Source organism: Streptomyces actuosus, assembly GCF_016921115.1.
In the GTDB taxonomy this organism is placed as follows: Bacteria; Actinomycetota; Actinomycetes; order Streptomycetales; family Streptomycetaceae; genus Streptomyces; species Streptomyces actuosus_A.
Window position 1 is genome coordinate 101639 of sequence record NZ_JAFFZS010000016.1, and the last position, 23676, is coordinate 125314.

At 72.6% G+C, this 23676-nt stretch carries 16 protein-coding genes and 1 pseudogene; 14 read left to right on the top strand and 3 right to left on the bottom strand.

The features are described 5' to 3' along the window. Window positions 1-203: 203 nt before the first annotated feature. Entirely contained in the window at window positions 204-1751 is a 1548-nt protein-coding gene (locus tag JS756_RS20720) for an MFS transporter (RefSeq protein ID WP_205384629.1), read from the bottom strand. A gap of 181 nt (window positions 1752-1932) precedes the next feature. On the opposite strand from JS756_RS20720, the gene JS756_RS20725 reads away from it, so the two are divergent. The 3 genes from JS756_RS20725 to JS756_RS20735 all read left to right on the top strand — a co-directional run bounded on the left by JS756_RS20725 (window position 1933) and on the right by JS756_RS20735 (window position 4041). Continuing rightward, window positions 1933-2556, top strand: a complete 624-nt coding sequence (locus tag JS756_RS20725; protein WP_205384630.1) for a TetR/AcrR family transcriptional regulator — start codon at window positions 1933-1935, stop codon at window positions 2554-2556. Window positions 2557-2638: 82 nt separating this feature from the next. Then, window positions 2639-3340 (top strand): ribonuclease HII, encoded by a 702-nt coding sequence (rnhB, locus tag JS756_RS20730; RefSeq protein ID WP_205384631.1) that lies wholly within the window; start codon window positions 2639-2641, stop codon window positions 3338-3340. Window positions 3341-3408: 68 nt separating this feature from the next. Continuing rightward, entirely contained in the window at window positions 3409-4041 is a 633-nt protein-coding gene (locus tag JS756_RS20735) for a hypothetical protein (protein ID WP_205384632.1), read from the top strand. 595 nt (window positions 4042-4636) lie between these two features. Here JS756_RS20735 and JS756_RS20740 read toward each other — a convergent pair. Continuing rightward, window positions 4637-5257, bottom strand: coding sequence for a hypothetical protein (locus JS756_RS20740; protein ID WP_205384633.1), 621 nt, complete (start codon window positions 5255-5257; stop codon window positions 4637-4639). 359 nt (window positions 5258-5616) lie between these two features. On the opposite strand from JS756_RS20740, the gene JS756_RS20745 reads away from it, so the two are divergent. The 7 genes from JS756_RS20745 (at window position 5617) to JS756_RS20775 (ending at window position 17720) form a co-directional block, all read left to right on the top strand. Next, entirely contained in the window at window positions 5617-7776 is a 2160-nt protein-coding gene (locus JS756_RS20745; protein ID WP_205384634.1) for a RecQ family ATP-dependent DNA helicase, read from the top strand. A gap of 423 nt (window positions 7777-8199) precedes the next feature. After that, window positions 8200-10020 (top strand): DUF4192 domain-containing protein, encoded by a 1821-nt coding sequence (locus JS756_RS20750; protein ID WP_240204084.1) that lies wholly within the window; start codon window positions 8200-8202, stop codon window positions 10018-10020. Between the two features lie 568 nt (window positions 10021-10588). After that, on the top strand, window positions 10589-11347 hold the full coding sequence (locus tag JS756_RS20755) for an NUDIX hydrolase (protein WP_205384635.1): 759 nt from the start codon (window positions 10589-10591) through the stop codon (window positions 11345-11347). Between the two features lie 67 nt (window positions 11348-11414). After that, window positions 11415-13655, top strand: coding sequence for an ATP-binding cassette domain-containing protein (locus JS756_RS20760; protein ID WP_205384636.1), 2241 nt, complete (start codon window positions 11415-11417; stop codon window positions 13653-13655). 164 nt (window positions 13656-13819) lie between these two features. Beyond that, entirely contained in the window at window positions 13820-14707 is an 888-nt protein-coding gene (locus tag JS756_RS20765; protein ID WP_205384637.1) for a FadR/GntR family transcriptional regulator, read from the top strand. Window positions 14708-15169: 462 nt separating this feature from the next. Then, window positions 15170-16711: an RNA polymerase sigma factor gene (locus tag JS756_RS20770; protein ID WP_205384638.1), complete on the top strand. Its 1542-nt coding sequence runs from the start codon at window positions 15170-15172 to the stop codon at window positions 16709-16711. Between the two features lie 178 nt (window positions 16712-16889). Continuing rightward, entirely contained in the window at window positions 16890-17720 is an 831-nt protein-coding gene (locus tag JS756_RS20775) for a serine protease (protein ID WP_205384639.1), read from the top strand. A 115-nt stretch (window positions 17721-17835) separates the two neighbouring features. Here JS756_RS20775 and JS756_RS20780 read toward each other — a convergent pair whose 3' ends face one another. After that, window positions 17836-18066 carry a DUF7455 domain-containing protein gene (locus JS756_RS20780; protein WP_205384640.1) on the bottom strand — a complete coding sequence of 77 codons (231 nt, stop codon included), beginning with the start codon at window positions 18064-18066 and terminating at the stop codon, window positions 17836-17838. Between the two features lie 443 nt (window positions 18067-18509). On the opposite strand from JS756_RS20780, the gene JS756_RS20785 reads away from it, so the two are divergent. From JS756_RS20785 to JS756_RS36880, 4 genes and pseudogenes are all read left to right on the top strand, one after another. Next, window positions 18510-20630, top strand: coding sequence for a DNA gyrase/topoisomerase IV subunit B (locus JS756_RS20785; RefSeq protein WP_205384641.1), 2121 nt, complete (start codon window positions 18510-18512; stop codon window positions 20628-20630). A gap of 476 nt (window positions 20631-21106) precedes the next feature. Beyond that, window positions 21107-21652 carry a DUF485 domain-containing protein gene (locus tag JS756_RS20790; RefSeq protein ID WP_205384642.1) on the top strand — a complete coding sequence of 182 codons (546 nt, stop codon included), beginning with the start codon at window positions 21107-21109 and terminating at the stop codon, window positions 21650-21652. After that, window positions 21649-23241, top strand: a complete 1593-nt coding sequence (locus JS756_RS20795; protein ID WP_205384643.1) for a monocarboxylic acid transporter — start codon at window positions 21649-21651, stop codon at window positions 23239-23241. The genes JS756_RS20790 and JS756_RS20795 overlap by 4 nt, the downstream gene beginning before the upstream one ends. A 112-nt stretch (window positions 23242-23353) precedes the next feature. Next, window positions 23354-23661: pseudogene (locus tag JS756_RS36880) on the top strand (ABC transporter substrate-binding protein); the annotation flags it as partial. Window positions 23662-23676: the final 15 nt, after the last annotated feature.

Sequence of the window (23676 nt, forward strand, 5' to 3'; positions counted from 1 at the left end):
CGGTGGCCCGCACAGCGCCCCGACGGCTCTGCGTGGTCTCCGGGCACCCTGCGTGAGCGCCGCCCGTTGTCAGGAGGCCGACCCCACGGAGCAGCGCGGTCGTGCGGACCGCGGCGGAGCGGTGCTCGCGCCGCCCCGGTCCGGCGCCGCCCCGGCCGGCCTGGAACGGCCCGCTGAGGCGGCGGGAGGTCACACGGCCGGCCTCAGCCCACCATGGGGCCCGTCGCACCCGACAGGGCCTCCAGGTCGCTCTTGCGGACCCGGATCACCAGTCCCGCGGTCAGCAGCGCGAGGACGGCCATGGCGGCGGCTGCGACGAAGCCCGTGGAGATCCCCTGGGCGAGCACCGCGTGTCCCCAGGGCGCGGGCAGCTGATGCGTCTTGGCGAAATCGGCCTGCTGCGCGGCGGTGGCATCGGTGAGGAAATGCGGCAGCTGCCGCTCCGCCTCGTTCTTGCTGGCCGTCCCGAACACCGTCGTCAGGATGGACAGGCCGAGCGAGCCGCCCACCTGCTGCATGGCGTTGAGCAGGCCGGAGGCAGCGCCTGCCTCGTGCTGGGCCACCCCCGACACCGCGGTGACGGTGAGGGTCACGAAGTTCAGGCCCATGCCGAGGCCGAACACCAGCATCGGCCCGAGCACCCCGCCGACGTAGGAGCTGTCGGAGCTGATGAGGGTCTGCCACGCCAGGCCGATCACCGCGAGGGTCGAGCCCGCGACCATGAACGGCTTGGGGCCGAGCACCGGCAGGAACCGCTGCGACAGCCCCGCGCCGATCGCGATCACGACCGTGACCGGCAGGAAGGCGAGGCCTGCCTGGATGGGGCTGTAGCCGAGCACGTTCTGCACGAACAGGACGATGTAGAAGAACATGCCGAACATCGCCGCGGCGAGGCTGAGCATGATCACGTAGGTGCCGGAGCGATTGCGGTCGGCGAACATCCGCAGCGGGGTGATGGGCTCCTTGGCCCGCGACTCGACGAACGCGAAGGCGAGCAGCAGCACCACGGCCACGCCGAACGACCCGATGGTCAGGCTGTCCCGCCAGCCCTCGTCGGCCGCCCGGATGAAGCCGTAGACGAGCAGGGCCATGCCGCCCGTCGACGTGACGGCGCCCGCGATGTCGAACCGGCCGGTGTGCCGTTCGGACTCGCTGATGTACAGCGGTGCGAGCACCGCGATCAGAACGCCGATGGGCACGTTGACGAAGAACACCCACCGCCAGTCCAGCCACTCGGTGAGCATGCCGCCGGCGAGCAGGCCGATCGCGCCGCCGCCTGCGGACACCGCGGCGAAGACGCCGAAGGCCCGGTTCCGTTCGGGGCCCTCGGGGAAGGTGGTCGTGATCAGCGCCAGCGACGTGGGCGAGGCGATCGCGCCGCCCATGCCCTGCAGGACCCGTGCGGCCAGCAGCTGCCAGGGCTCCTGCGCGAGCCCGCCGAGCAGGGAGGCGAGGGTGAACAGCAGGATGCCGGTCATGAAGACCCGGCGGCGCCCGAGGATGTCGCCGGCCCGGCCGCCGAGCAGCAGCAGGCCGCCGAAGGTGAGCGTGTAGGCGCTGACGACCCAGGTGAGGTCCGTCGTGCTGAAGGCGAGCGCGTCTTGAATGTGCGGCAGCGCGATGTTCACAATCGTCGCATCGAGTACCACCATGAGTTGGCAGGCTGCGATGACCGTGAGCGCGATGCCGGGACGCCCCTCCCGGCGGGCCGCACCCGGTTTCCTGTCCTGAACGAGCTGAGAGGTTGTCACTATGGGTCCCCCACGAGTTGCTTAGTGAACGCTCGCGTTCACTGTTGCGCCCACGGTAGGTGAGCCTCGTTAGTGAACGCAAGCGTTCACTTACGGTCGGCCGCCAGGCGTGTCCCCCGCCGCCGTTCGCGCGTCCTGTTCCCCCGGAAATGTCCGCTCTCTGTCCGCTGGAGACACTCAGATGGTTACCCCGCGCTGGACGGCCGCCCCCGCTCAGGCGGCTTCCCCTCGCCGGCGCGGCGTCGTCCTCGAACGCGCGATCCTGGATGCCGCCCTGGAGCAGCTCAGTACCGTCGGCTGGAAGGGCCTGACGATGGAGGGCGTCGCCGCCGGCGCCCAGACCGGCAAGGCCGCGGTCTACCGGCGCTGGCCCTCGAAGGAGGACCTGGTCGCCGACGCCCTGCAGTCCGGGCTGCCCCCCTTCGACGCCGCCCCCGATCTCGGGACCGTGCGTGCCGACCTGGTGGCGCTGTGCCGCAGGGCGCGCGACGCCATGTACTCACGCCTCGGTTCAGCGCTCCGATCGGTTATTCACGAATGCGATCCGCTGCAGGTCGAGCGCTTTCACGGGGTGATCGTGGACGGCGTCGTGGAGCCGGTCGTCAAACTGCTGCGAGAAGTCGTCGAACGGGGAATCGACCGTGGGGAGGTGCGCCCCGATGCGCTGAACAGCTATGTGCTGGACGTCCTTCCGGCCATGATGATGTACCGCTCCAAGATGTGCGGAAGCGAATGGGCCGACCAGGAACTCGACGAGATGGTCGACCGGCTGATGATGCCGCTCCTGCGCCCGCGCGACTCCTGAGGCTCCCGTCACCGGGGGGCGGTGCCGTCTGCGGGAACCAGGGTGTCGCGCAGGGATCACGGAGGCGTACGCTGAGGGCGCCATGCCGTACGAAGCACCCACCCATACCGTCGAGCGCTCTCTTCGCGCCACGACCGGAGCCAAGGTCGTCGCGGGCGTCGACGAGGTGGGGCGGGGCGCCTGGGCCGGACCCGTCACCGTCTGCGCGGCGGTCACCGGACTGCGCCGGCCCCCCGACGGGCTCACCGACTCCAAACTGCTCACCGTCAAGCGGCGTGGGGAGTTGGCCGAGTTGCTTTCGACGTGGGTGACCTCGTACGCCCTCGGGCACGCCTCGCCCGAGGAGATCGACACCATGGGGATGACGGCCGCGCTGCGGCTGGCGGCCGTCCGCGCCCTGGGGGCGTTGCCGGTCCGCCCGGACGCCGTGATCCTCGACGGCAAGCACGACTACCTCGGGGCTCCGTGGCAGGTCCGCACGGTCGTCAAGGGTGACCGGTCCTGCGTCGCGGTGGCTGCGGCCTCGGTGATCGCCAAGGTCCAGCGCGACAAAATGATGGCCGAACTGGGTAGCGAACATGCACACTTCGGTTTCGCGGACAATGCCGGATACCCGTCGCCGGTGCACAAGGCCGCGCTGGCGGAGTGGGGCCCCACCCCCTACCACCGTCTGTCGTGGGCGTATCTTGATGCGCTGCCCCAGTGGCGGCATCTCAAGAAGGCCCGCAGCTGGGCGGACGGAGGGGTTCCGGAGATCGAGGGCCAGCTCGGCTTCGATTTCTGACCGTTCCGCCCGCACTCACGTGCCACCCGTTCACGTGAGCCCCACCAACGTTTGATAAAAGTCAGGTCATGCCTCTCATTCCCGAGGAGCCTCAGATTCACGAGAGTGCCCAGGGTCCCCGCGCCACTCCGGCCAGCGGCCGCAGCGCGCCGACCCCTCGCCCCGTACCCGGCCCCCGCCCCGCGGCCCCGCCGCGTCCCGGCCGTCCCGGACCCCTCCGCCCCGCCCCGCCGGTGCAGCGCACGCCCCGCGACGCGGCTCCGGCCAAGCCCGGTCCCACGGGCCCCGCTGCCCCTGCCGCCGACTCGGCGACCGCGCAGATCCAGCTGATCCCGGCCTCGGCCGAGGGGGCGCTGGATGCGGCCGAGGAAGCCGTGGACCTGCTCCTGGACTCCGGTCGCACCCCTGGTGACGTGCTGGTGGTCACCACCGGCGAACCGCATCCCTGGGTCGCCCACGAACTGTCCTTCGGAGAGACCTCCTACTGGGCGCAGCACGACGCGCGCGAGGACGTCTTCTACGCCGACGCCGGCCTGGTCGGCCGTGCGAGCTCGCGCGCCGTGGTCGTCGTCGCCGTCAACGGCGGCGGTGACGCGGCGGCTGCCTCCGCCCTGTCGCTCGCCCACTCCAAGGCCGACGCGCTGCTGATCGTCTGCGGCGACCCGCAGCAGATCAACTCGGTGCTGGGCGCGGGCGTCTGAGCGGCTCGGCGCTGCGCGGGGGCACCCCGCGACGGCCTCGGAGGTACCGTGTGCGGCGCTGCGCCGCTCCCGCCGCACGGCGGGAGCCGGCGTGACGCATGCTCCGCGGTCCTGCCGCCGGGCAGCAGCCGGGTGTTCGCGCGCCCCGGAGCGCCGTGCGGCCTGCCGTGCCGCACACTGCGTGGACGCGGGCCGCCGTGCCGCGGCGGTTTCCCCGCACGGGACTCCGGCAGGCCCGGTCCGGTCGCCGTACTGGCCCGCAGCCGCGTCACCCGTGCCGGAGGGCACCGTACGGGTGCCGGCCGGTGCGGACGCGTCGGCGTGGACGTGGGTGGGGACGCCTGGCCCGGGGGTCCGGGACGACCGTGCGGAGAGCGTTGCGCCGTCGGGGCCCGGGAGGCGGATCGCTTCGTCGGCACAGTCCCACCGCTCCGTCCCGGGGAGCTGGCGAATCGTTACTTCGGTGGAGGCCCACCGCTTCGTCCCGTGCGCCTCGCGAACCGTTGCCTCGCCGGGAGACGGGCGGGCCCTGCCGCGGAGGCGGCAGGGGACACGACGAGCCGTGCCGCCGACCCGCGGCGGCCTCCGGCCGCGCTCAGCGGGCGGCTGCGCGGCGCAGGAGCTCCGACGCGGCACCGCCGGTGCGGGGCAGCGGGGGTGGCACCTCCGAGGCACCGAAGGGCTCGGGGGAGGAGTCCGCGTTCGGGTGACGTCCCCCGCGGCCCTCGCCGAGCACCTGCCAGCCGTCACGGGTCAGCGTGATGTACGCCCCGCACCGCAGCCCGTGCAGCGTGCACGCGTCGCGCAGTCCCCACATCCACGCGCCGTCCTCCTCCGTCCAGCGCGCGTCGCCGTCCCGGCAGTACAGCAGCACGGCGGTGCGGACCGGGGTGCGGCGCCGCAGGTCGTGCGGGACGACCCGGCGCAGCTGGGCGAGCAGCGCGTTGCGGAACATCCAGCCGTCGGCGGGCGCGGGACGCCGCACGAAGGACGCGCTCGCCAGCAGCCGTTCCTCCGGGTCGAGGACGGCCACCACGGCGGTCGACGGTCTCGGACGGTGCCGCGTGTGCAACCCGCTGACGACCTCACGCGGACTGCGCAGCAGAGGGATTCCCGCGGAGGCCCATTCTGCGGGCTCCAGCAGACGGCTGGCGGAAGCGGCGGACGTGGACGTCGACAACGAGCCCGCCGAGGACGGAGCGAATCCGAAGGTCACGTTCCTCCCTTCGGCTACGCGCCCACACTGCGGGCGAGTCGGATTCGGGGGAGCGCACACCGCAACAGAGCCCTACCTGATCACGGGCGGGCCGTGCGGGGAGCGGACCTCAATTCTTCCTGCCGAACTTGGATGCGGCAACGAGCAATTGGGGCCGGAGACCGGTATGCGGTGATCAGTGTCTTATATCACTGCCCCGTGAGGCGCCCGTCGATGCATGGGACGACGGCGCACCGCACGTTCTACCCCGCCGGGCCGCGCCGGTCCAGAGGGCGACGACGTCCGAAGCACCGGGCGCGAAATCGTCGTCACACCGAGTGAAGTGGTCGGCGGAGCCCGGCATCGGGTTGCATGGGGGCATGGACAACGCTGAGCTCCGTGCCGAAGCCGATGCCGTGCTCGCCGAACTCGTCGGTGCGCCGGGCGGTCCGGCACGCCTGCGCGAGGACCAGTGGCAGGCCGTGGCGGCCCTGGTGGAGGAGCGCCGGCGCGCCCTGGTGGTGCAGCGCACCGGCTGGGGCAAGTCCGCGGTGTACTTCGTCGCCACCGCGCTGCTCCGGCGGCGCGGAGCGGGTCCCACGGTCATCGTGTCCCCGCTCCTCGCGCTGATGCGCAACCAGGTGGAGGCCGCGGAGCGGGCCGGCATCCGCGCACGCACCATCAACTCCGCCAACCCGGAGGAGTGGAGCACCGTCCACGGGGAGATCGACCGCGGCGAGACCGACGTGCTCCTCATCAGCCCCGAACGCCTCAACTCGGTGGACTTCCGCGAAAACGTGCTGCCCGGCCTCGCGGCCACCACCGGCCTGCTGGTCGTCGACGAGGCGCACTGCATCTCCGACTGGGGCCACGACTTCCGCCCCGACTACCGCCGGCTGCGCACGATGCTGGCGGAGTTGCCGGCAGGCGTGCCGGTGCTCGCCACGACGGCCACGGCCAACGCGCGCGTGACGGCGGACGTGGCCGAGCAACTCGGCACCGGCGCCGGTGAGGCGCTCGTGCTGCGCGGCCCGCTGGAGCGCGAGAGCCTGCGGCTCGGCGTCCTGGAACTGCCGGACGCGGCACACCGGCTGGCCTGGCTCGCCGAGCAGCTGGACCGGCTGCCGGGCTCGGGCATCGTCTACACCCTGACGGTGGCCGCAGCGGAGGAGGCCACCGCCTACCTGCGGCAGCGTGGCCACCAGGTGGCCTCCTACACGGGCAGGACGGAGAACGCGGATCGGGTGCAGGCCGAGGCGGACCTGCTGGGGAACCGGGTCAAGGCGCTCGTGGCGACCTCGGCGCTGGGCATGGGCTTCGACAAGCCCGACCTCGGTTTCGTGGTGCACCTCGGTTCGCCGTCCTCGCCGATCGCGTACTACCAGCAGGTGGGGCGGGCCGGCCGCGGCGTCGAGCACGCGGACGTCCTGCTGCTCCCGGGCAGGGAGGACGAGGCCATCTGGCGCTATTTCGCCGATACGGCGTTCCCGCCCGAGGAGCAGGTGCGCCAGACCCTGTCGGCGCTCGCCGGGGCGGGGCGACCGCTGTCCGTTCCCGCCCTGGAGGCGGTGGTGGACCTGCGCCGCAACCGACTGGAGACCATGCTGAAGGTGCTCGACGTGGACGGCGCGGTCCAACGGGTGAAGGGCGGCTGGACTGCCACCGGTGCCCCGTGGGCGTACGACGCCGAGCGCTACGCCTGGGTGGCGCGGCAGCGCGCCGCCGAGCAGCAGGCCATGCGCGACTACATCGGCACCCCGCGATGCCGGATGGAGTTCCTGCGCCGGCAGCTCGACGACGAAGGGGCGGCCCCGTGCGGCCGCTGCGACAACTGTGCGGGCGCCTGGATCGACGGGTCCGTCCCGACCGAGGCCCTGGCGGGCGCGGTGAAGGAACTCGACCGCCCCGGGGTGGAAGTCGAGCCGCGCCGTATGTGGCCGACCGGGATGCCCGCCCTGGGCATCGACCTCAAGGGGCGCATCCCGGCAGGCGAGCAGTGCGCCACCGGGCGCGCCCTGGGTCGGCTCTCCGACATCGGCTGGGGCAACCGGCTGCGTCCGCTGCTCGCCGACGGGGCCCCGGACGGCCCGGTCCCCGACGACGTCCTGCGGGCCGCGGTGGCGGTCCTCGCCGACTGGGCGCGCTCCCCGGGCGGCTGGGCGTCCGACGCCCCCGACGCCACCACCCGGCCGGTCGGCGTCGTCGCCCTCCCGTCCCGCACCCGCCCGCAGCTGGTCGCCTCCCTGGCCGAGGGCGTCGCGACCATCGGCCGCCTGCCCCTGCTGGGCACGCTGGCGCACACCGTTCCCGACGGCGCGCACACGGCACGGCGCCACAACTCCGCCCAGCGGCTCGCCACACTCTCCGGGGCCTTCTCCGTCCCCGGCGAGCTGGCCGAGGCCCTGACGCGGACCCCCGGCCCGGTGCTGCTCGTCGACGACTGCACCGACTCCGGCTGGACCCTCGCGGTCGCCGCCCGCCTGCTGCGCCGGGCAGGCAGCGGCCCGGTCCTTCCGCTGGTGCTCGCTGCGGCGGGGTGACGGCGCGCCGACCCGGTGACGGCGGGCGGAGGGGCGGCGCGGCCTGCCGGAGCGGCTCCCTGCGGCGGGGCCCCGTGGCGAGGCACTGGGGTGTGGCCTCGCGCGTGGCGTGACGGCGTCGCCTGCCGAGGCGTCTTTTGACGTGTCCTGGATCGGACTTGTCCACAGGCCCAAGCGGAACATTTGAATCCGCGAGATCGTCGGCGCATGACGAATCACGGCGAAACGACCGGGTCCTTCGAGAACGGCGCACATTCCGTTTCCTCCGGAAAGGGTGAGACGACGGCCTCCCGCCAGCACGGCGACGAGCACGGCTCCTTCCGGGGCGATGCGGGGACCACGGATACACGCGGAGGTGAGGCGGCAGGGCTCCGCCGGGACGACGGAGCGACCGGTCGCCTCCAGCAGGGCGTCGGGAGGGGCTTGCGCCCGGGTGACCCCGGGACCGGCTTCCTCCAGGGTCCGGGAGCCGACCCCCTCCCGGACGGTGAGGGCGCCGGCCTTGCCGAGGGCGACGCGCCGCTCCCTTCCCCCGGGGACGGTGGCATCATCGCCCCCCTCGGCGACGACGGCACCGGCGGTCCTCTCGGGAGCGGCGGCCGCACCGCTCCCGCTCACGTCACGGTGCGCGACGGATCCCCGGGGCACGGCAGCCCGACCGACCCCCACGAGGTCACCCTGCGCACACCCTCCGAGCTGGCCGACGCCCTGCCGTATCTCCTCGGCTACCGCCCCGAGCACAGCATCGTCCTGGTCGCCGTGCACGGCAGCGGTGGGCGCGGCAGGTTCGGCGGCCGGGCCCGGCTCGGCATCCCCGCGTGCCAGGACGACTGGACGGCCGCGGCCCGCCAACTGGCCCACGGACTGGTGACCGGGTGCGAACGCCGTGGCGCCCGCCCCGAGCAACTGGTGGCCTATCTGTGCCAGGAACCGGCGAAGGGCGAGACCGGCCGGCAGGTCATGGAGCGGCTGGAACCCCTCGCCCGTGCCCTGCGCATCCAGTGCGGACTGCTGGACGTGCCGGTCGTCGAGGCCCTGTGCGTCTCCGACGGCCGGTTCTGGTCGTACTGCTGCGCCGGCGAGGCCTGCTGCCCTCCGGCAGGCCTCGCGATGGGCCTGCCCGGCACATCCGTACTGGCCGCCGCTGCCGCCTACGCGGGCATCCAGGTGCGCGGCACCCTCCGCGAGCTGCGGGCCCGGCTGCTGCCCCGGGAGAGCGCCGGCGTTTTCGAACAGCAGAGCGCGCTGGACGCCGCGGGTGCGGCACTGGTCCCACGGATCCTCGACGACGCCGAGCGAGCGAGGGTCGCCGAGGACACGGTGGAGCTGGCCGGGCGGATCATCGAGCGCTACGCGGACGCTCCGCCCGTCTCCGGCACGCTCACGGCGGACCGCCGCGACGACGACCTGCTCGACCACGGCGAGGCGGCCCAGCTGATTCTCGGCCTCCAGGACCGCACCACCCGTGACCGCGCCGCCCGGTGGATGGAGGGCGACGAGGCCGGCCCGGCGTTGCGCCTGTGGCGGGCCCTCGCGCGGCGTTGCGTCGGCCCCCACGGGGAGCACGCCGCCGCGCCGCTGACCCTCGCCGGCTGGGTCGCCTGGTCGATGGGCGACGACATCGAGGCCAGGGAGGCATTCGCGATGGCGCTGGGCGCGGATCCCGACTACCTCTTCGCCCGTCTGCTGCACCAGGCCGTCAACGAGGGCCTGGACCCGGAGTCCGTCCGCTGCTGCCTGCGCGCCGGGCGCCGGGCCTCCGAAACGGAGCCGGACGCCGAACGGTCCTCCGGCACACCCTCGGACCGCGGGGGTTCCGGTGCCGCCCCGTCGGCCGACGGCGACGGCGACGGCGACGGCGGCGGAGGAGGCGGAGGGCGGCAGGAAGCGGCAGCAGGCGCCGGGCCGGCCGCGGCACAGGCACCGGGGGCCGGTTCCGTTGCCGCGCCGGGGGGTCCCACGGGGACCCCGAACCGCCACCGGCGCCGCGTCGTCCCGGGGTCTTCGGGCAGGACGTCGCGTCCTGCCGTGGCCGACGCGAGTACGGCGTCGACGCCCGGTGCGCCCGCCCGCGACCGGTCCGGCGGACGTCGTCCCCCGGTCGCGCCGGTGGGCGGGACACGGCCGCGTACCGCAGGCCGGGACGCCGCACCGCGCCGCGCGCCCCGCGTGCACAGTGCCCGCCCCGTGAGCACGGACGGTCCGCTCGCCGGTGACAGGGGCGGCGGGGGAGAGCAGGCCTGAGCGGCGGGGGCGGGACAGCGCCCGAGGGTGCCGGACCGATACCCGGGAGGCGGCGGCGAGGCCGCCGTCGGTGATGCGGTGCGACCAGGGGGTGCGCGGTGACGGACACGGCGGGCTGAACGGTAGGTCCGTCGCGACGGGCGGATCGAGGTGGACGGCCGAGTGCGCGCACCGGGGAGCGAGACGGCACATGCGTCCTGGTGGGCGTGGGGGAGCGGCAGGCCCGAGCGGCACGGCAGGGTGCCCGGACGGGCGGGGAGCGGTGGCTGAGCACGCCCCGCGAGGTGGGCGGCACCGGCGCCCCGCCGCGTCGCCGGCCGGCCGGGCCGCCGACGGGCGTGACCCGTAGGTCCCCCTCCCCGTCTCCGTACGGGGCAGCCGCCTCGGGCTCGCCATGGTCGAGGAGGCGGCACAGGGGCTGCAACTGCGCGCGTGACCTCGGACAATGCCGTAGGGCCCGCGGTGACGGCGACGCACCGGCATCCATATGTCCGAGCGAGCCGGATCAGCCGGCGAAGCGGCCGACGAGGGGAGTGTTTATCGTCAGGCAGACGACTATGATCGCCGCATGCCCTACGACCCGTCAGCCTTTCCGCCCGTCGCCGTCACCGTGGACCTGGTCGTGCTGACCGTGCGCCGCCATGCCCTGTGCGCGCTGGCGGTACGCAGGGGGGAACCGCCCTTCCAGGGACGCTGGGCGCTCCCCGGTGGTTTCGTACGGGCCGACGAGGACCTGGCCCAGGCCGCGGCGCGCGAGTTGGCCGAGGAGACGGGGCTGCGCGCGCACGAGCCGTCCGTGCCGGCCCAGGACCACGGTGCCCACCTGGAGCAGCTCGCCACGTACGGCGACCCCAAGCGGGACCCGCGGATGCGCGTCGTGAGCGTCGCCCACCTCGCCCTCGCCCCCGACCTGCCTGCGCCCCGCGCCGGCGGCGACGCCAGCAACGCCCGCTGGGCGCCGGTCGACGAACTGCTTCAGCAGAGCGGCTACGGCCGGGACGGGGAGTCGGTCGCACCCCTCGCGTTCGACCATGCGCAGATCCTGGCCGACGGCGTGGAGCGCGCCCGCTCGAAGATCGAGTACTCGTCGCTGGCCACCGCGTTCTGCCCACCCGAGTTCACCGTCGGGGAACTGCGTCGCGTCTACGAGGCGGTGTGGGGCGTCGCCCTCGATCCGCGCAACTTCCACCGGAAGGTCACCGGTACCCCTGGCTTCCTGGTGCCCACCGGTGGCACCACCACCCGCCAGGGCGGACGCCCCGCCCAGCTCTTCCGGGCGGGCGGCGCCACCCTGCTCAACCCGCCGATGCTGCGCCCCGAGGTGTGAGCGCGGCTCTCCCGCCACAGCAGGGCGAAAACACTGAAAGGGGACATCCCGCGCTATCTTGCTTCGGGTGATCCAGGCCTTCGGACTGACCAGCATCCCCCGCAAGGACCTTCCGCCCGCCGTCGACGACGTCTCGTTCGAGGCGGGCGCGGGTCGCATCACCACGTTGCTCGGCGCGCCGGGCGCGGGCAAGACCACAGCCCTCGGACTCATGCTCGAACTCCGGCAAGGGCGTGGCGTCACCCACTTCAGAGGCCGTCCCCTGCACCGCATCGCCCATCCCTCCCGCGAGGTGGGCGTTCTGCTCGGCGATGTGCCGGGACATCCGGCCCGCACCGTCCGCGGTCACCTGCGGATGCTCTGCGCCGCAGCGGGCGTACCGGTGCGCAGGGCCGACGAAGTCCTCGAAAGCGTCGGCCTGGTCGGCCTGCACGACGAGCGGCTCGGCACCCTCTCGCGCGGCATGGACCGCCGCCTCGGCCTGGCCTGCGCCCTGCTGGCCGATCCCCACACCCTGGTTCTCGACGCGCCCTCCGAGGGCCTGTCCGTCCGTGAGAGCCGCTGGCTGCACGACATGCTGCGCGCGCACGCGACCCAGGGCGGCACCGTCCTGCTCACCACAGACGACCCCAAGGAGGCTGCCCGCACCGCCGACCGGGTCGTGACGCTGGAGCGGGGTCGTCTCGTCGCCGACCAGGACGCGGCCCACTTCGCCCGCACCCGGCTCCGTCCCCGGATCGCCGTCCGCACCCCCCACGCCGCACGCCTCGCGGCCGTCCTCACCAAGGAGGCCCGCACGGCCCGCCGCTCCGTCGAGGTCGTCCAGGACAGCGGCAACCGTCTCTCCGTGTACGGCACCACCTGCGCGGATGTCGGGGAAGCCGCGTTCCGGCACGGCATCCTCGTCCATCAACTCGCCGACGAGGTCGGAGACATGGGTCCCGGAGCGGGCATGGCCCCGCCCCCGGCCGCCACGGGCGACGGCGCCGCTCAGGACGCCCCCACCGGTCGGGCGGAGCCCGCCGCGCGGCATGCGGCACATACGGCGCCCCAACCCGACCGGGCCGCCCTCGCGGCTCCTGCGCCTGGCATTGCGCACCTGCCGGGAACTCCGCCGCGTACCGCCCCGGAGCCTCCGGCCGGGCCCGGCCCGCACCCGACCGCTCCGTCTCCCGGCACCGGCGCGGACATCGACCCGCGCGCCGGCGCGGGCGCCGACGCGCCCTCCGGTGCCGACGCGCACCGGGATGCCGACGCACGCCCCGGTGCCGGTGCCGGGGCCGGTGCTGATGTCGGTGCCGGGGGTCGCCCCGGTCCTGTCACGGATGCGGCCCCGCCTCGGGCCGGCAGCCCCTCGGCGGATCGACCGGCCGCCGCGGCAGCCCCGACCACTCCGCCCGCGGCGGCCGCCACTCCCGCACCGGCCGCCGCAGTGACCGTCCACCCCGGCGGCACCGCGCAGGATCCGGACGGGCGCCGCGCCGCGGTCCCCGCCTCCCCGCTGCCTCCTCTCCCGCCCCCCATCTCCGTGCGCCCCGCCCCCAGCCCGCTGCGGCCCCTGCGCTATGAGCTCCGGCGGGCCACGGGGGTCGGCACCGGGTTCGTCACGGCCGCCGTCGTGCTCGTCGTGTCCGCGTCGACGGCCGCGCTGCTGGCCGGCGTCGGCCACACCCCGCAGGCCCGGTTGCTCGCCGCCTGGCCGCAGCAGGTCCCCCTGCCGCCGGCGGCGCTCGGCGCCGGACTGCTCGGCGCGCTCGCCTTCGGCGACGAGTTCCGCCACCCCGCGCTGGCGGCCGACCGGGGCACCGTCCCCCGTCGTCTGGGGCTGCTCACGGCCAAGCTGCTCGTCTCCGCGGCCGCCGCGCTGCTGCTCGCCTTCCTCACCGTCGGCTGCGACGCCGAAGTGCTCCATCTCCTCTACGGACGCGAGCTTGCCCGAGTTCCCGCGGACTGGTTCCCACTGGCCGCGAGTTGGGTCGGGCTCGTCGTCGGCTGCGCCTGGGCCGGTGTCCTGGCCGCGGGCGTCTTCCGCTCCACGACGGCCGGACTCGCGGCCGTGGTCGCGGTGCCCGTCGCCGTCGTACCCCTCGTACACAAGGTGGTCGAGGGAGCGGACGTGCGAGCCGCGGCCGGGCTGCCGGTTCGGGTGCGTGAGGTGTTCCTGCTGCGGTGGCCCTTCGGCGGGGAGCGCCGTCTCGCCGCCGCAGCCCACATGATCGCCCAACCCGTCGGAAGCGCGCTGATGTTGTCGCTGACCGCCCTGCTCTGCGCGTATGTGCTCACGACTCTGCGCAGCCGGGTCCGGTGACGACCGACCGTGTCCGCATGATCCCGGACTGTGTGCAACTCCCCTGCGGGAAGCTCATTTCTTTCCGATAAGGCGTCAATTGCGACGAGGTGAGCGATCACCCTTTCGTGTGCTTTTCACCAAAGCCCTCAAGGGAGTTGGAGACAGCGCCGACAACAGACTCCGTGAGTACCCTTGCGCACACCATGATGACCGCCGCCCGCTCCGCCGACTCCGGTCTGGCCGGCCCGGGCGAACTCGACCGCTATCCCTACGCCGAGGCCCCCGCCGCCGAGCGCGTCGGCCCGCCCGCCTGGGAGACCGCGGACCCCGAGCTCGGGCGCGTGGGCCGGCGTGCCGCGGGCAGCCGCGGGCGCGGGCTGCACGGCCAACTCGTCCAGCAGCTGGGGCAGATGATCGTCTCCGGTGACCTGGGGGCCGACCGTCCACTGGTGCCCGAGGAGATCGGCCAGCGCTTCGAGGTCTCCCGCACCGTCGTCCGCGAGTCGCTCCGCGTCCTGGAGGCCAAGGGGCTCGTCAGCGCCCGCCCGAACGTGGGCACGCGCGTGCGTCCCGTCAGCGACTGGAACCTGCTCGACCCGGACATCATCGAGTGGCGCGCCTTCGGGCCGCAGCGCGACGACCAGCGCCGCGAGCTGGCCGAGCTGCGCTGGACGATCGAGCCGCTCGCCGCGCGCCTGGCCGCCGGGCACGGGCGGGAGGAGGTGCAGCAGCGGCTGGTCGACATGGTCGAGATCATGAGGCACGCCTTCGCGCAGGGCGACGCGCTCACCTTCTCCCGGGCGGACGCCGAATTCCACACGCTGCTGATCCAGGTCGCGGGCAACCGCATGCTGGAACACCTCTCCGGGATCGTGTCCTCCGCCCTCCAGGTGTCCGGCGGGCCCGTCACGGGCTGCGACCGGCCCAGCGAGGCGTGCCTGTCCCACCACGGCAGGATCGTCGACGCCCTGGCGGCGGGCGACGGCGCGGCGGCCGAGGCGGCCATGCGTCAGCTCCTGACGGTCCACCCCGAGGTCGAGCGCGTGGTCCCGGCGCCGCGCGAGCACTGACCGCACCCCGCGGGCGGTGCGGCCCGGCGATGTCGCCCCCCTCCTGCGGCATCGCCGGCCGGTCGGCCGCCCCCTCGCCGGACCCTGCAGGGACGATCCCCGGCGCCCCGGGCGACCGCGGGCCTGTGGGGTCCGGCGCCGTGGCGACGGGCGGTCCGGGTCGGGGTCGGGCGATGTCCGACCCCGACCGAAAGCACTCGGTGACCCCGTCTGTCCATATCTGATCGTTTTTAGATGCTTACGGGGTGTGACTCGGGCCACGCAGATTGGGCGTAACGCTCGTGGAAACAACGCGATGACCTAATAGGTGACAGCCGTGGAGGGAATACGGACGCCGGTGACGGCGCTGTGCATCTTCCCGGCCCCCGCCCGCGCCGTCGGCCCATCCCCAAGCCGGCGGTCGGCTCCTGTCCGTCGTGGACGGGGCCGGAAGCCGTTTTCCAACGTTCCGAGAGGTTGTTCGTGTCGGCCAGCACATCCCGTACGCTCCCGCCGGAGATTGCCGAGTCCGTCTCTGTCATGGCGCTCATCGAGCGGGGAAAGGCTGAGGGGCAGATTGCCGGCGACGACGTGCGTCGGGCCTTCGAAGCCGACCAGATCCCGGCCACTCAGTGGAAGAACGTACTGCGCAGCCTCAACCAGATCCTCGAGGAAGAGGGTGTGACGCTGATGGTCAGTGCCGCGGAGCCCAAGCGCACCCGAAAGAGCGTCGCAGCGAAGAGTCCGGCCAAGCGCACCGCCACCAGGACGGTCGCGGCGAAGACGGTGACCACGAGGAAGGCCACCGCCAGCACCGCCTCTGCCCCGGCCGCGCCGGCAGCGCCCGCCGACCCCGCCGAGGAGGCCGCCCCGGTCAAGAAGGCCGCAGCCAAGAAGACGGCGACGGCCAAGAAGACCGCGGCGAAGAAGACGACCGCCAAGAAGACGGCGGCCAAGAAGACCAGCGCCAAGAAGGACGACGCCGAGGCCCTCGAGGACGAGGCCGTCGAGGAGACCAAGACCGCCGACGAGCCCGAGGGCACCGAGCAGGCCGGCTTCGTACTCTCGGACGAGGACGAGGACGACGCGCCCGCGCAGCAGGTCGCCGCGGCCGGCGCCACCGCCGACCCGGTCAAGGACTACCTCAAGCAGATCGGCAAGGTCCCCCTGCTCAACGCCGAGCAGGAGGTGGAGCTCGCCAAGCGCATCGAGGCGGGTCTGTTCGCCGAGGACAAGCTCGCCAACTCCGACAAGCTGGCGCCGAAGCTCAAGCGTGAGCTGGAGATCATCGCCGAGGACGGCCGCCGCGCCAAGAACCACCTGCTGGAGGCCAACCTCCGTCTGGTGGTCTCCCTGGCCAAGCGCTACACCGGCCGCGGCATGCTCTTCCTGGACCTCATCCAGGAAGGCAACCTGGGTCTGATCCGCGCGGTCGAGAAGTTCGACTACACCAAGGGCTACAAGTTCTCCACGTACGCCACCTGGTGGATCCGTCAGGCGATCACCCGTGCCATGGCCGACCAGGCCCGCACCATCCGTATCCCGGTGCACATGGTCGAGGTCATCAACAAGCTGGCCCGTGTGCAGCGCCAGATGCTCCAGGACCTGGGTCGCGAGCCCACCCCGGAGGAGCTGGCCAAGGAGCTCGACATGACCCCGGAGAAGGTCATCGAGGTCCAGAAGTACGGTCGCGAGCCGATCTCCCTGCACACTCCGCTGGGCGAGGACGGCGACAGCGAGTTCGGTGACCTCATCGAGGACTCCGAGGCCGTCGTCCCGGCCGACGCGGTCAGCTTCACGCTCCTCCAGGAGCAGCTGCACTCCGTCCTGGACACCCTGTCCGAGCGCGAGGCGGGTGTCGTGTCCATGCGCTTCGGTCTCACCGACGGTCAGCCGAAGACCCTGGACGAGATCGGCAAGGTCTACGGCGTCACGCGTGAGCGCATCCGCCAGATCGAGTCCAAGACCATGTCGAAGCTGCGCCATCCGTCGCGCTCGCAGGTCCTGCGCGACTACCTCGACTAGACCCCGTCGCCCGGCGGCGGCAGGTCGCGGCCGTACGACACCGAAGACCCGGTTCCCGAGGGGGCCGGGTCTTCGCGCTGTCTCCGGTAGCGCGGCGTCGGGCGCACTCCCGAGTGCGGCGTCGGGCGCACTGGATCACTCTGGGTGTCTCATGAACACCCCAGAGTGAGGAGTGCGTATGCGTCGTCACCTTGTCCGGGCGCTGATCGGTTCGCTGGCGCTGGCGGCCACCACCGCCGTCATACCGTTGGCGTCCCCCGCTCCCGCCGCAGCGGACAGCGTTGTCGTCGGGGGCTTCCCGGTCGATGTGTCGCAGGGGCCGTGGACCGTTGCGCTGTCCAGCCGTGACCGGTTCGGCGGTACGCGTGCCGGACAGTTCTGCGGCGGGGTGCTGGTCGGTCCGGCCACCGTGCTCACCGCCGCCCACTGCATGGCCGCGGAGGTCCTGGGCGGGCCGCCCGAGCGGGTGCGCGACCTCAAGGTCATCGCTGGGCGCACCCATCTGCTGTCAGCCGCGGGGCGAGAGGTCGCTGTGCGTGAGGTGCGGGTGAATCCCGGCTACGACGCCGTCAGCAATGCCGGGGACTTCGCGGTGCTCACGCTGGCCGAGTCGCTCCCGCAGCAGGATGTCATCGCGATGGCCGCTGCGGGTGACCCGGCGTATGCGCCGGGGACGTCTGCCCTGGTCTATGGCTGGGGTGACACGACGGGGGCCGGCGACTACGCCACCAGTCTGCATGCGGCCCCGGTCCACGTGCTGTCGGATGCGCAGTGCGAGCTGGCGTATCCGGGTGGTGTCGAGGGGACCTTCCGCGCGGAGAGCATGCTGTGTGCGGGCGAGGTGCTGGGTGGCAGGGACGCCTGCCAAGGGGACAGCGGAGGCCCCCTGGTCGCGCAGGGCCGGCTGATCGGCCTGGTGTCGTGGGGGAGCGGCTGCGGGCGGCCGGGCAGTCCCGGTGTCTACACCCGTGTGTCCGACGTGGTGCGGGCGCTGGGCCCGGGAGCCTGACACGTCAGGGGCTCCTGAGCCGCCGTACGACGCGTGCGGGCGGCCGTCCCGCGAAAGGGGACGACCGCCCGTACACCGGCCTGTGCCGGAGCTGGCTCGTCGTGGACGCGAGGGATCAGCGCTCTTCGTCGGACGCAGTGCCGGGAGCGGACGTGAGCCGCTCCGTCTCGTCCTGTATCTCGGCGGCGATCTTCTTGAGTTCCGGCTCGAACTTGCGGCCGTGGTGGGCGCAGAAGAGCAGTTCTCCGCCGCTCAGCAGGACGACGCGCAGGTACGCCTGGGCGCCGCAGCGGTCGCATCGATCAGCGGCCGTCAGCGGGCTCGCGGGGGTCAGAACAGTAGTCACGTCGCCTCTTCTCTAGCTCGACGAGCTGTCGTACCAGGGTCAACATCCAACCAGCCCCAAAACGTTCCCGCTCGCGGCTTCTCCTCGAAAGATTCTTCCGAGGAGGCTGGCTGCTGCCGGTTTGGCGGCGAATGTGCCGTATTGCGTGTCTGTCGTGCCTTACGGTTTCGCGCTGTCGGTCATGGTCGGCCCTCCCGGCCGGGTTGCCGGTTCGTTCTTGAGGACGTGCCCGGAGCCTAAATGGTTCATGCCTCCAAGGGAACGTGATGTGCACTTCACCCCATCGAGGGATCGAACACCCATGCGACTCTCGACTAGTCTGTAGGGAGCACGAGGGTGGCGTTACAACGGCTCTACCAGGCCTCGGTACCCTCTGAGCGGTGACCGAAGCCGTGCCCTTACCCTTCAGGGCCCCATCTGAAATTCAGCGAGGAGCGAACCGCGTGACCGCCGAGACGTCCGTGTCGTCCACAGCGCTGCTGGCAGGAGCCGAGCGGGACGGGTCCAACTACACCGCGCGGCACCTTCTCGTCCTCGAGGGGCTCGAGGCCGTGCGCAAGCGCCCAGGTATGTACATCGGCTCCACCGACAGCCGGGGCCTGATGCACTGTCTGTGGGAGATCATCGACAATTCCGTGGACGAGGCCCTGGGGGGGTACTGCGACCACATCGAGGTGATCCTGCACGACGACGGGTCGGTCGAGGTCCGGGACAACGGCCGCGGCATCCCGGTCGACGTCGAGCCCAAGACCGGCCTGTCCGGTGTCGAGGTCGTCATGACCAAGCTGCACGCCGGAGGCAAGTTCGGCGGCGGCTCCTACGCCGCGTCCGGCGGTCTGCACGGCGTCGGCGCCTCTGTCGTCAACGCCCTGTCCGCCCGGCTCGACGTCGAGGTCGACCGCGCGGGCAACACCCACGCGATCAGCTTCCGGCGCGGCGTCCCCGGCGCGTTCGCCGCCGACGGCCCGGACGCCCGGTTCGAGACCAAGGGACTGCGCCGGGGGAAGAAGATCCCCAAGACCCGGACCGGCACGCGCGTGCGCTACTGGGCCGACCGCCAGATCTTCCTCAAGGACGCCAAGCTCTCCCTGGAGACGCTGCACCAGCGCGCCCGCCAGACGGCCTTCCTGGTCCCGGGACTGACCATCGTCGTCCGGGACGAGTTCGGCCTCGGCGAGGGCGGAAGCAAAGGTGAGGAGTCCTTCCGCTTCGATGGCGGCATCAGCGAGTTCTGTGAGTACCTGGCGCGTGACAGGGCCGTCTGCGACATCCTCCGTTTCACCGGGCAGGGCACCTTCAAGGAGACGGTCCCGGTCCTCGACGAGCACGGCCAGATGACTCCGACCGAGGTCACGCGCGAACTCGGCGTCGACGTCGCCCTGCGCTGGGGCACCGGCTACGACACCACGCTCCGGTCGTTCGTCAACATCATCGCCACTCCCAAGGGCGGCACCCACGTCGCCGGCTTCGAGCAGGCCGTCGCCAAGACGCTCAACGAGGTGCTGCGCGCCAAGAAGCTGCTGCGCGTCGCCGAGGACGACATCGTCAAGGACGACGCCCTGGAGGGGCTCACCGCCGTCGTGACCGTACGGCTGGCCGAGCCGCAGTTCGAGGGGCAGACCAAGGAGGTCCTCGGCACCTCCGCGGCCCGCCGCATCGTGAACAACGTGGTCTCCAAGGAGCTCAAGGGGTTCCTGACCTCCACCAAGCGCGACGCCGCCGCCCAGGCCCGGGCGATCCTGGAGAAGGCCGTCGCGGCCGCCCGCACCCGCATCGCCGCCCGTCAGCACAAGGACGCGCAGCGCCGCAAGACGGCTCTGGAGTCCTCCTCGCTCCCCGCCAAGCTGGCCGACTGCCGCAGCGACGACGTGGAGCGCAGCGAGCTGTTCATCGTCGAGGGCGACTCCGCGCTCGGCACGGCGAAGCTCGCCCGGAACTCCGAGTTCCAGGCGCTGCTGCCGATTCGCGGCAAGATCCTCAACGTCCAGAAGTCGTCCGTCACGGACATGCTCAAGAACGCCGAGTGCGGTGCGATCATCCAGGTCATAGGGGCCGGCTCGGGCCGCACCTTCGACCTGGACGCAGCCCGCTACGGCAAGATCATCATGATGACCGACGCCGACGTGGACGGCTCCCACATCCGCTGTCTGCTGCTCACGCTGTTCCAGCGCTACATGCGGCCCATGGTCGAGGCCGGCCGTGTCTTCGCCGCGGTGCCCCCGCTGCACCGCATCGAACTGGTCCAGCCGAAGAAGGGCATGGACAAGTACGTGTACACCTACTCGGACCGCGAGCTGCGCGACAAGCTCATGGAGTTCCAGAGCAAGGGCATCCGCCACAAGGACTCCATCCAGCGCTACAAGGGTCTCGGCGAGATGGACGCCGACCAGCTGGCCGAGACCACGATGGACCCCCGCCACCGCACCCTGCGCCGCATCAACCTGTCCGACCTGGAGGCCGCCGAGCAGGTCTTCGACCTGCTCATGGGCAACGACGTGGCGCCGCGCAAGGAGTTCATCTCCGGATCCGCGGCGACGCTGGACCGCTCCCGCATCGACGCCTGACCACGGCGGCCGGACACGGCGCCCACCCCGGTCGCCCACACCCGAGCACCGGTGCCCGGCCACGGCGCCGGGCACCGGTGCTCGGCCGGCGGAGGTGTTGTCCGGACCGCGTCGCCCCGCCCCGGGCCGGCCCCGGTGCGGTCGACGGCCCGGCGCCAGGCGCACCCACCCGGCGCCCGGGACGTGCCGGACGTCCCCGGCCCCTCCGGCTCGGGCCACCTCGCCCGGGGCCGTGTCCACCCTCGGGCGGAGACCGAGCACCCCGGAGATCGCCCGCAGGCTGCAGGTCTCCGCCGTCACGGTGAAGACGCACATCGACACCCTGTCCGCCGGGGCGGGAATCAAGGACCCTGCCCGGGCGATGCTTTGCGCGTACGCGAAGGGGCCGTCGAGACTTGGGTGAGCTGAGTCACCTGATGGGGTGAAGAGCGCGGAGAGAAGAGTCAGGGATCTTCCCGTTCTGTCCATCCTTGGGCATGCAGTCAAGCAACGGTCGTCCGCGCGGGGGCGGTACCGAGAATCCCGCCGACAGCCAGGAACGCCACACTCCGTCCGCCTTCGGAGCCCCCGAGGGCACACGGTACGACGACCCGTGGTACGACGCCCTCGCCTCCGGGTGGGGCGAGTCGGCCGGGGACGTCACAGTCGCCGCGGTCCCGCCCGCGCGCCCGGTGCCGGACGAGGTCGCCACGGCCGACGTCTACCTCTCGGTGCAGCGCAGCGCGGCCTTCCAAGAAGTGCGCAGCCGGTACCGGAGGTTCGTGATCCCGGCGGTCGCCGGCTTCTTGACCTGGTACTTCGGGTACGTCGTGGCCGCGACGACCGCGCCCGGGATCATGGCGCGCCGGGTGGTCGGCGCGGTGAACGTGGCGATGCTCGCCGGACTCGGACAGTTCCTCAGCACCTTCCTGCTCACCTGGGCCTACGTCCGCCACGCCCGGCTGCGCCGGGACCGGGCCGCCCTGGAACTGCGCTGGGACACCCAGGAACTGGCCCGCGGCGCCCGAGGCGGTGTGTCGTGACGGGAAACCACCAGTCCCTGGCCCTGCTGCTGTTCAGCGCCTTCGTGGCCGTCACCCTGGGGATCACGACCTGGGTGAGCCGCAACCGGCGCGGCTCGGCCGAGGAGTTCTACGCGGGCGGGCGGCTCTTCTCGCCCATGGAGAATGGATTTGCCATCGCCGGCGACTACATGTCGGCCGCCTCCTTCCTCGGCATCTCCGGGCTCATCGCCCTGTACGGCTACGACGGTCTGCTGTACTCCGTGGGCTTCCTCGTGGCGTGGCTCGTGGTGCTGTTCCTCGTCGCCGAACTCGTGCGCAACTGCGGCCGGTTCACGCTCGCCGACGTGGTCGCGGCCCGGATGCGCGAGCGGCCGGTGCGGATCGCGGCGGGAACCTCCTCGGTCACGGTGTCCGTTCTCTACCTGGTGGCGCAGATGGTGGGCGCCGGCAGCCTGGTCGCCCTGCTCCTCGGACGCACGGGCGAGGCGGCGCAGGCCTGGACCGTCATCGGCGTCGGCGCGCTCATGGTCGTCTACGTGTCGTTGGGCGGGATGCGGGCCACCACATGGATCCAGATCGTCAAGGCGGTCCTGCTGCTCGGCGGCACCGTCGCCCTGACCGTGCTGGTCCTGGTGCGCTTCCACGGCGACTTCGACCGGCTCCTCCTGGCCGCGGCCGACCGCAGCGGCCACGGCGCCGCGTTCCTGGCGCCGGGGCTGAAGTACGGCGGGGACTGGACCGCGCGGTTCGACTTCATCAGCCTGGGACTCGCCCTGGTACTGGGCACCGCGGGGCTGCCGCACATCCTGTCCCGCTTCTACACCGTGCCGACCGCGCGGGCCGCCCGGCGCTCGGTGGTCTGGTCGATCGGGCTCATCGGCGGCTTCTACCTGATGACGATCGTGCTCGGTTTCGGCGCTGCCGCCATCGTCGGGCCGGACACGGTACGGCAGTCGAACGCGGCCGGGAACACGGCGGTTCCACTGCTGGCCCTCGATCTCGGCGGCGGTGCGAACTCCACCGGTGGAACCGTCCTGTTCGCCGTGGTCGCCGCCGTCGCCTTCGCCACGATCCTCGCGGTGGTCGCCGGCATCACCCTCGCCTCCTCCGCGTCCGTGGCGCACGACCTGTACGCCTCGCTGCGGCGCCGCCGCCGCACACCGCGCAGCGAGGTGGCCGTGGCCCGGGTCGCCGCGATCGGCATCGGTGTCGTCGCGATCGCGCTCGGCCTGCTCGCGCGCGACCTCAACGTCGCCTTCCTCGTGGGCCTCGCCTTCGCCGTGGCGGCCTCCGCCAACCTGCCCGTGCTGCTCTACTCGCTGTTCTGGCGCGGCTTCACCACCCGGGGCGCCGTGTGGGCCGTGTACGGCGGGCTGGTGCCGGCGCTCCTGCTCGTCGCCCTGTCACCGGTGGTGTCCGGCAGCCCGGAATCCCTGTTCCCGGGTGTCGACTTCCAGTACTTCCCCCTGCGCAACCCCGGCCTGCTCTCCATCCCCCTCGGCTTCCTCGCGGGCTGGCTCGGCACGGTCACCTCCGCCGAGATCCCCGACGAGGCCAAACACGCGGAGACGGAGGTCCGCTCGCTGACGGGCGCGGGGGCCGTCTGAGACGCCGCCGCGCACGGCAACCTGGCCACCCGCAAGGCGCCGCGTCCGGCACCGTCGTGCACGGTGCCGCGGCACCTGCGGGAGCCCGGTCCCCCGACCGCCAGGGGCGTACGGCCACAAGGACACCCTCCAGCAGCTGGCCAGTGCATTCGTCAAGACACTCAACCGGATGTCCACCCACAGCGCCACAGAGTCCGCCAGCGAGATGCCCGCCGACCAATCCCAGGGGCGACAAGGCGCTCTACGCGGAGGCCGTCAAGAACAACCTGCCGATGTTCGCCGGGGACGGTGTCATGCCCGAGGACGGTCCCGAGACCGTCGAGAAGGTCCACCTCGGCGTTCGACCCCACCGTCAGGAATGCCGAGGTGGACCTGAGGCGGACGGACACGACCGAGTCCGTCGAGAAGGCGGCCGGCTGACCCGCCGGCCGTGCC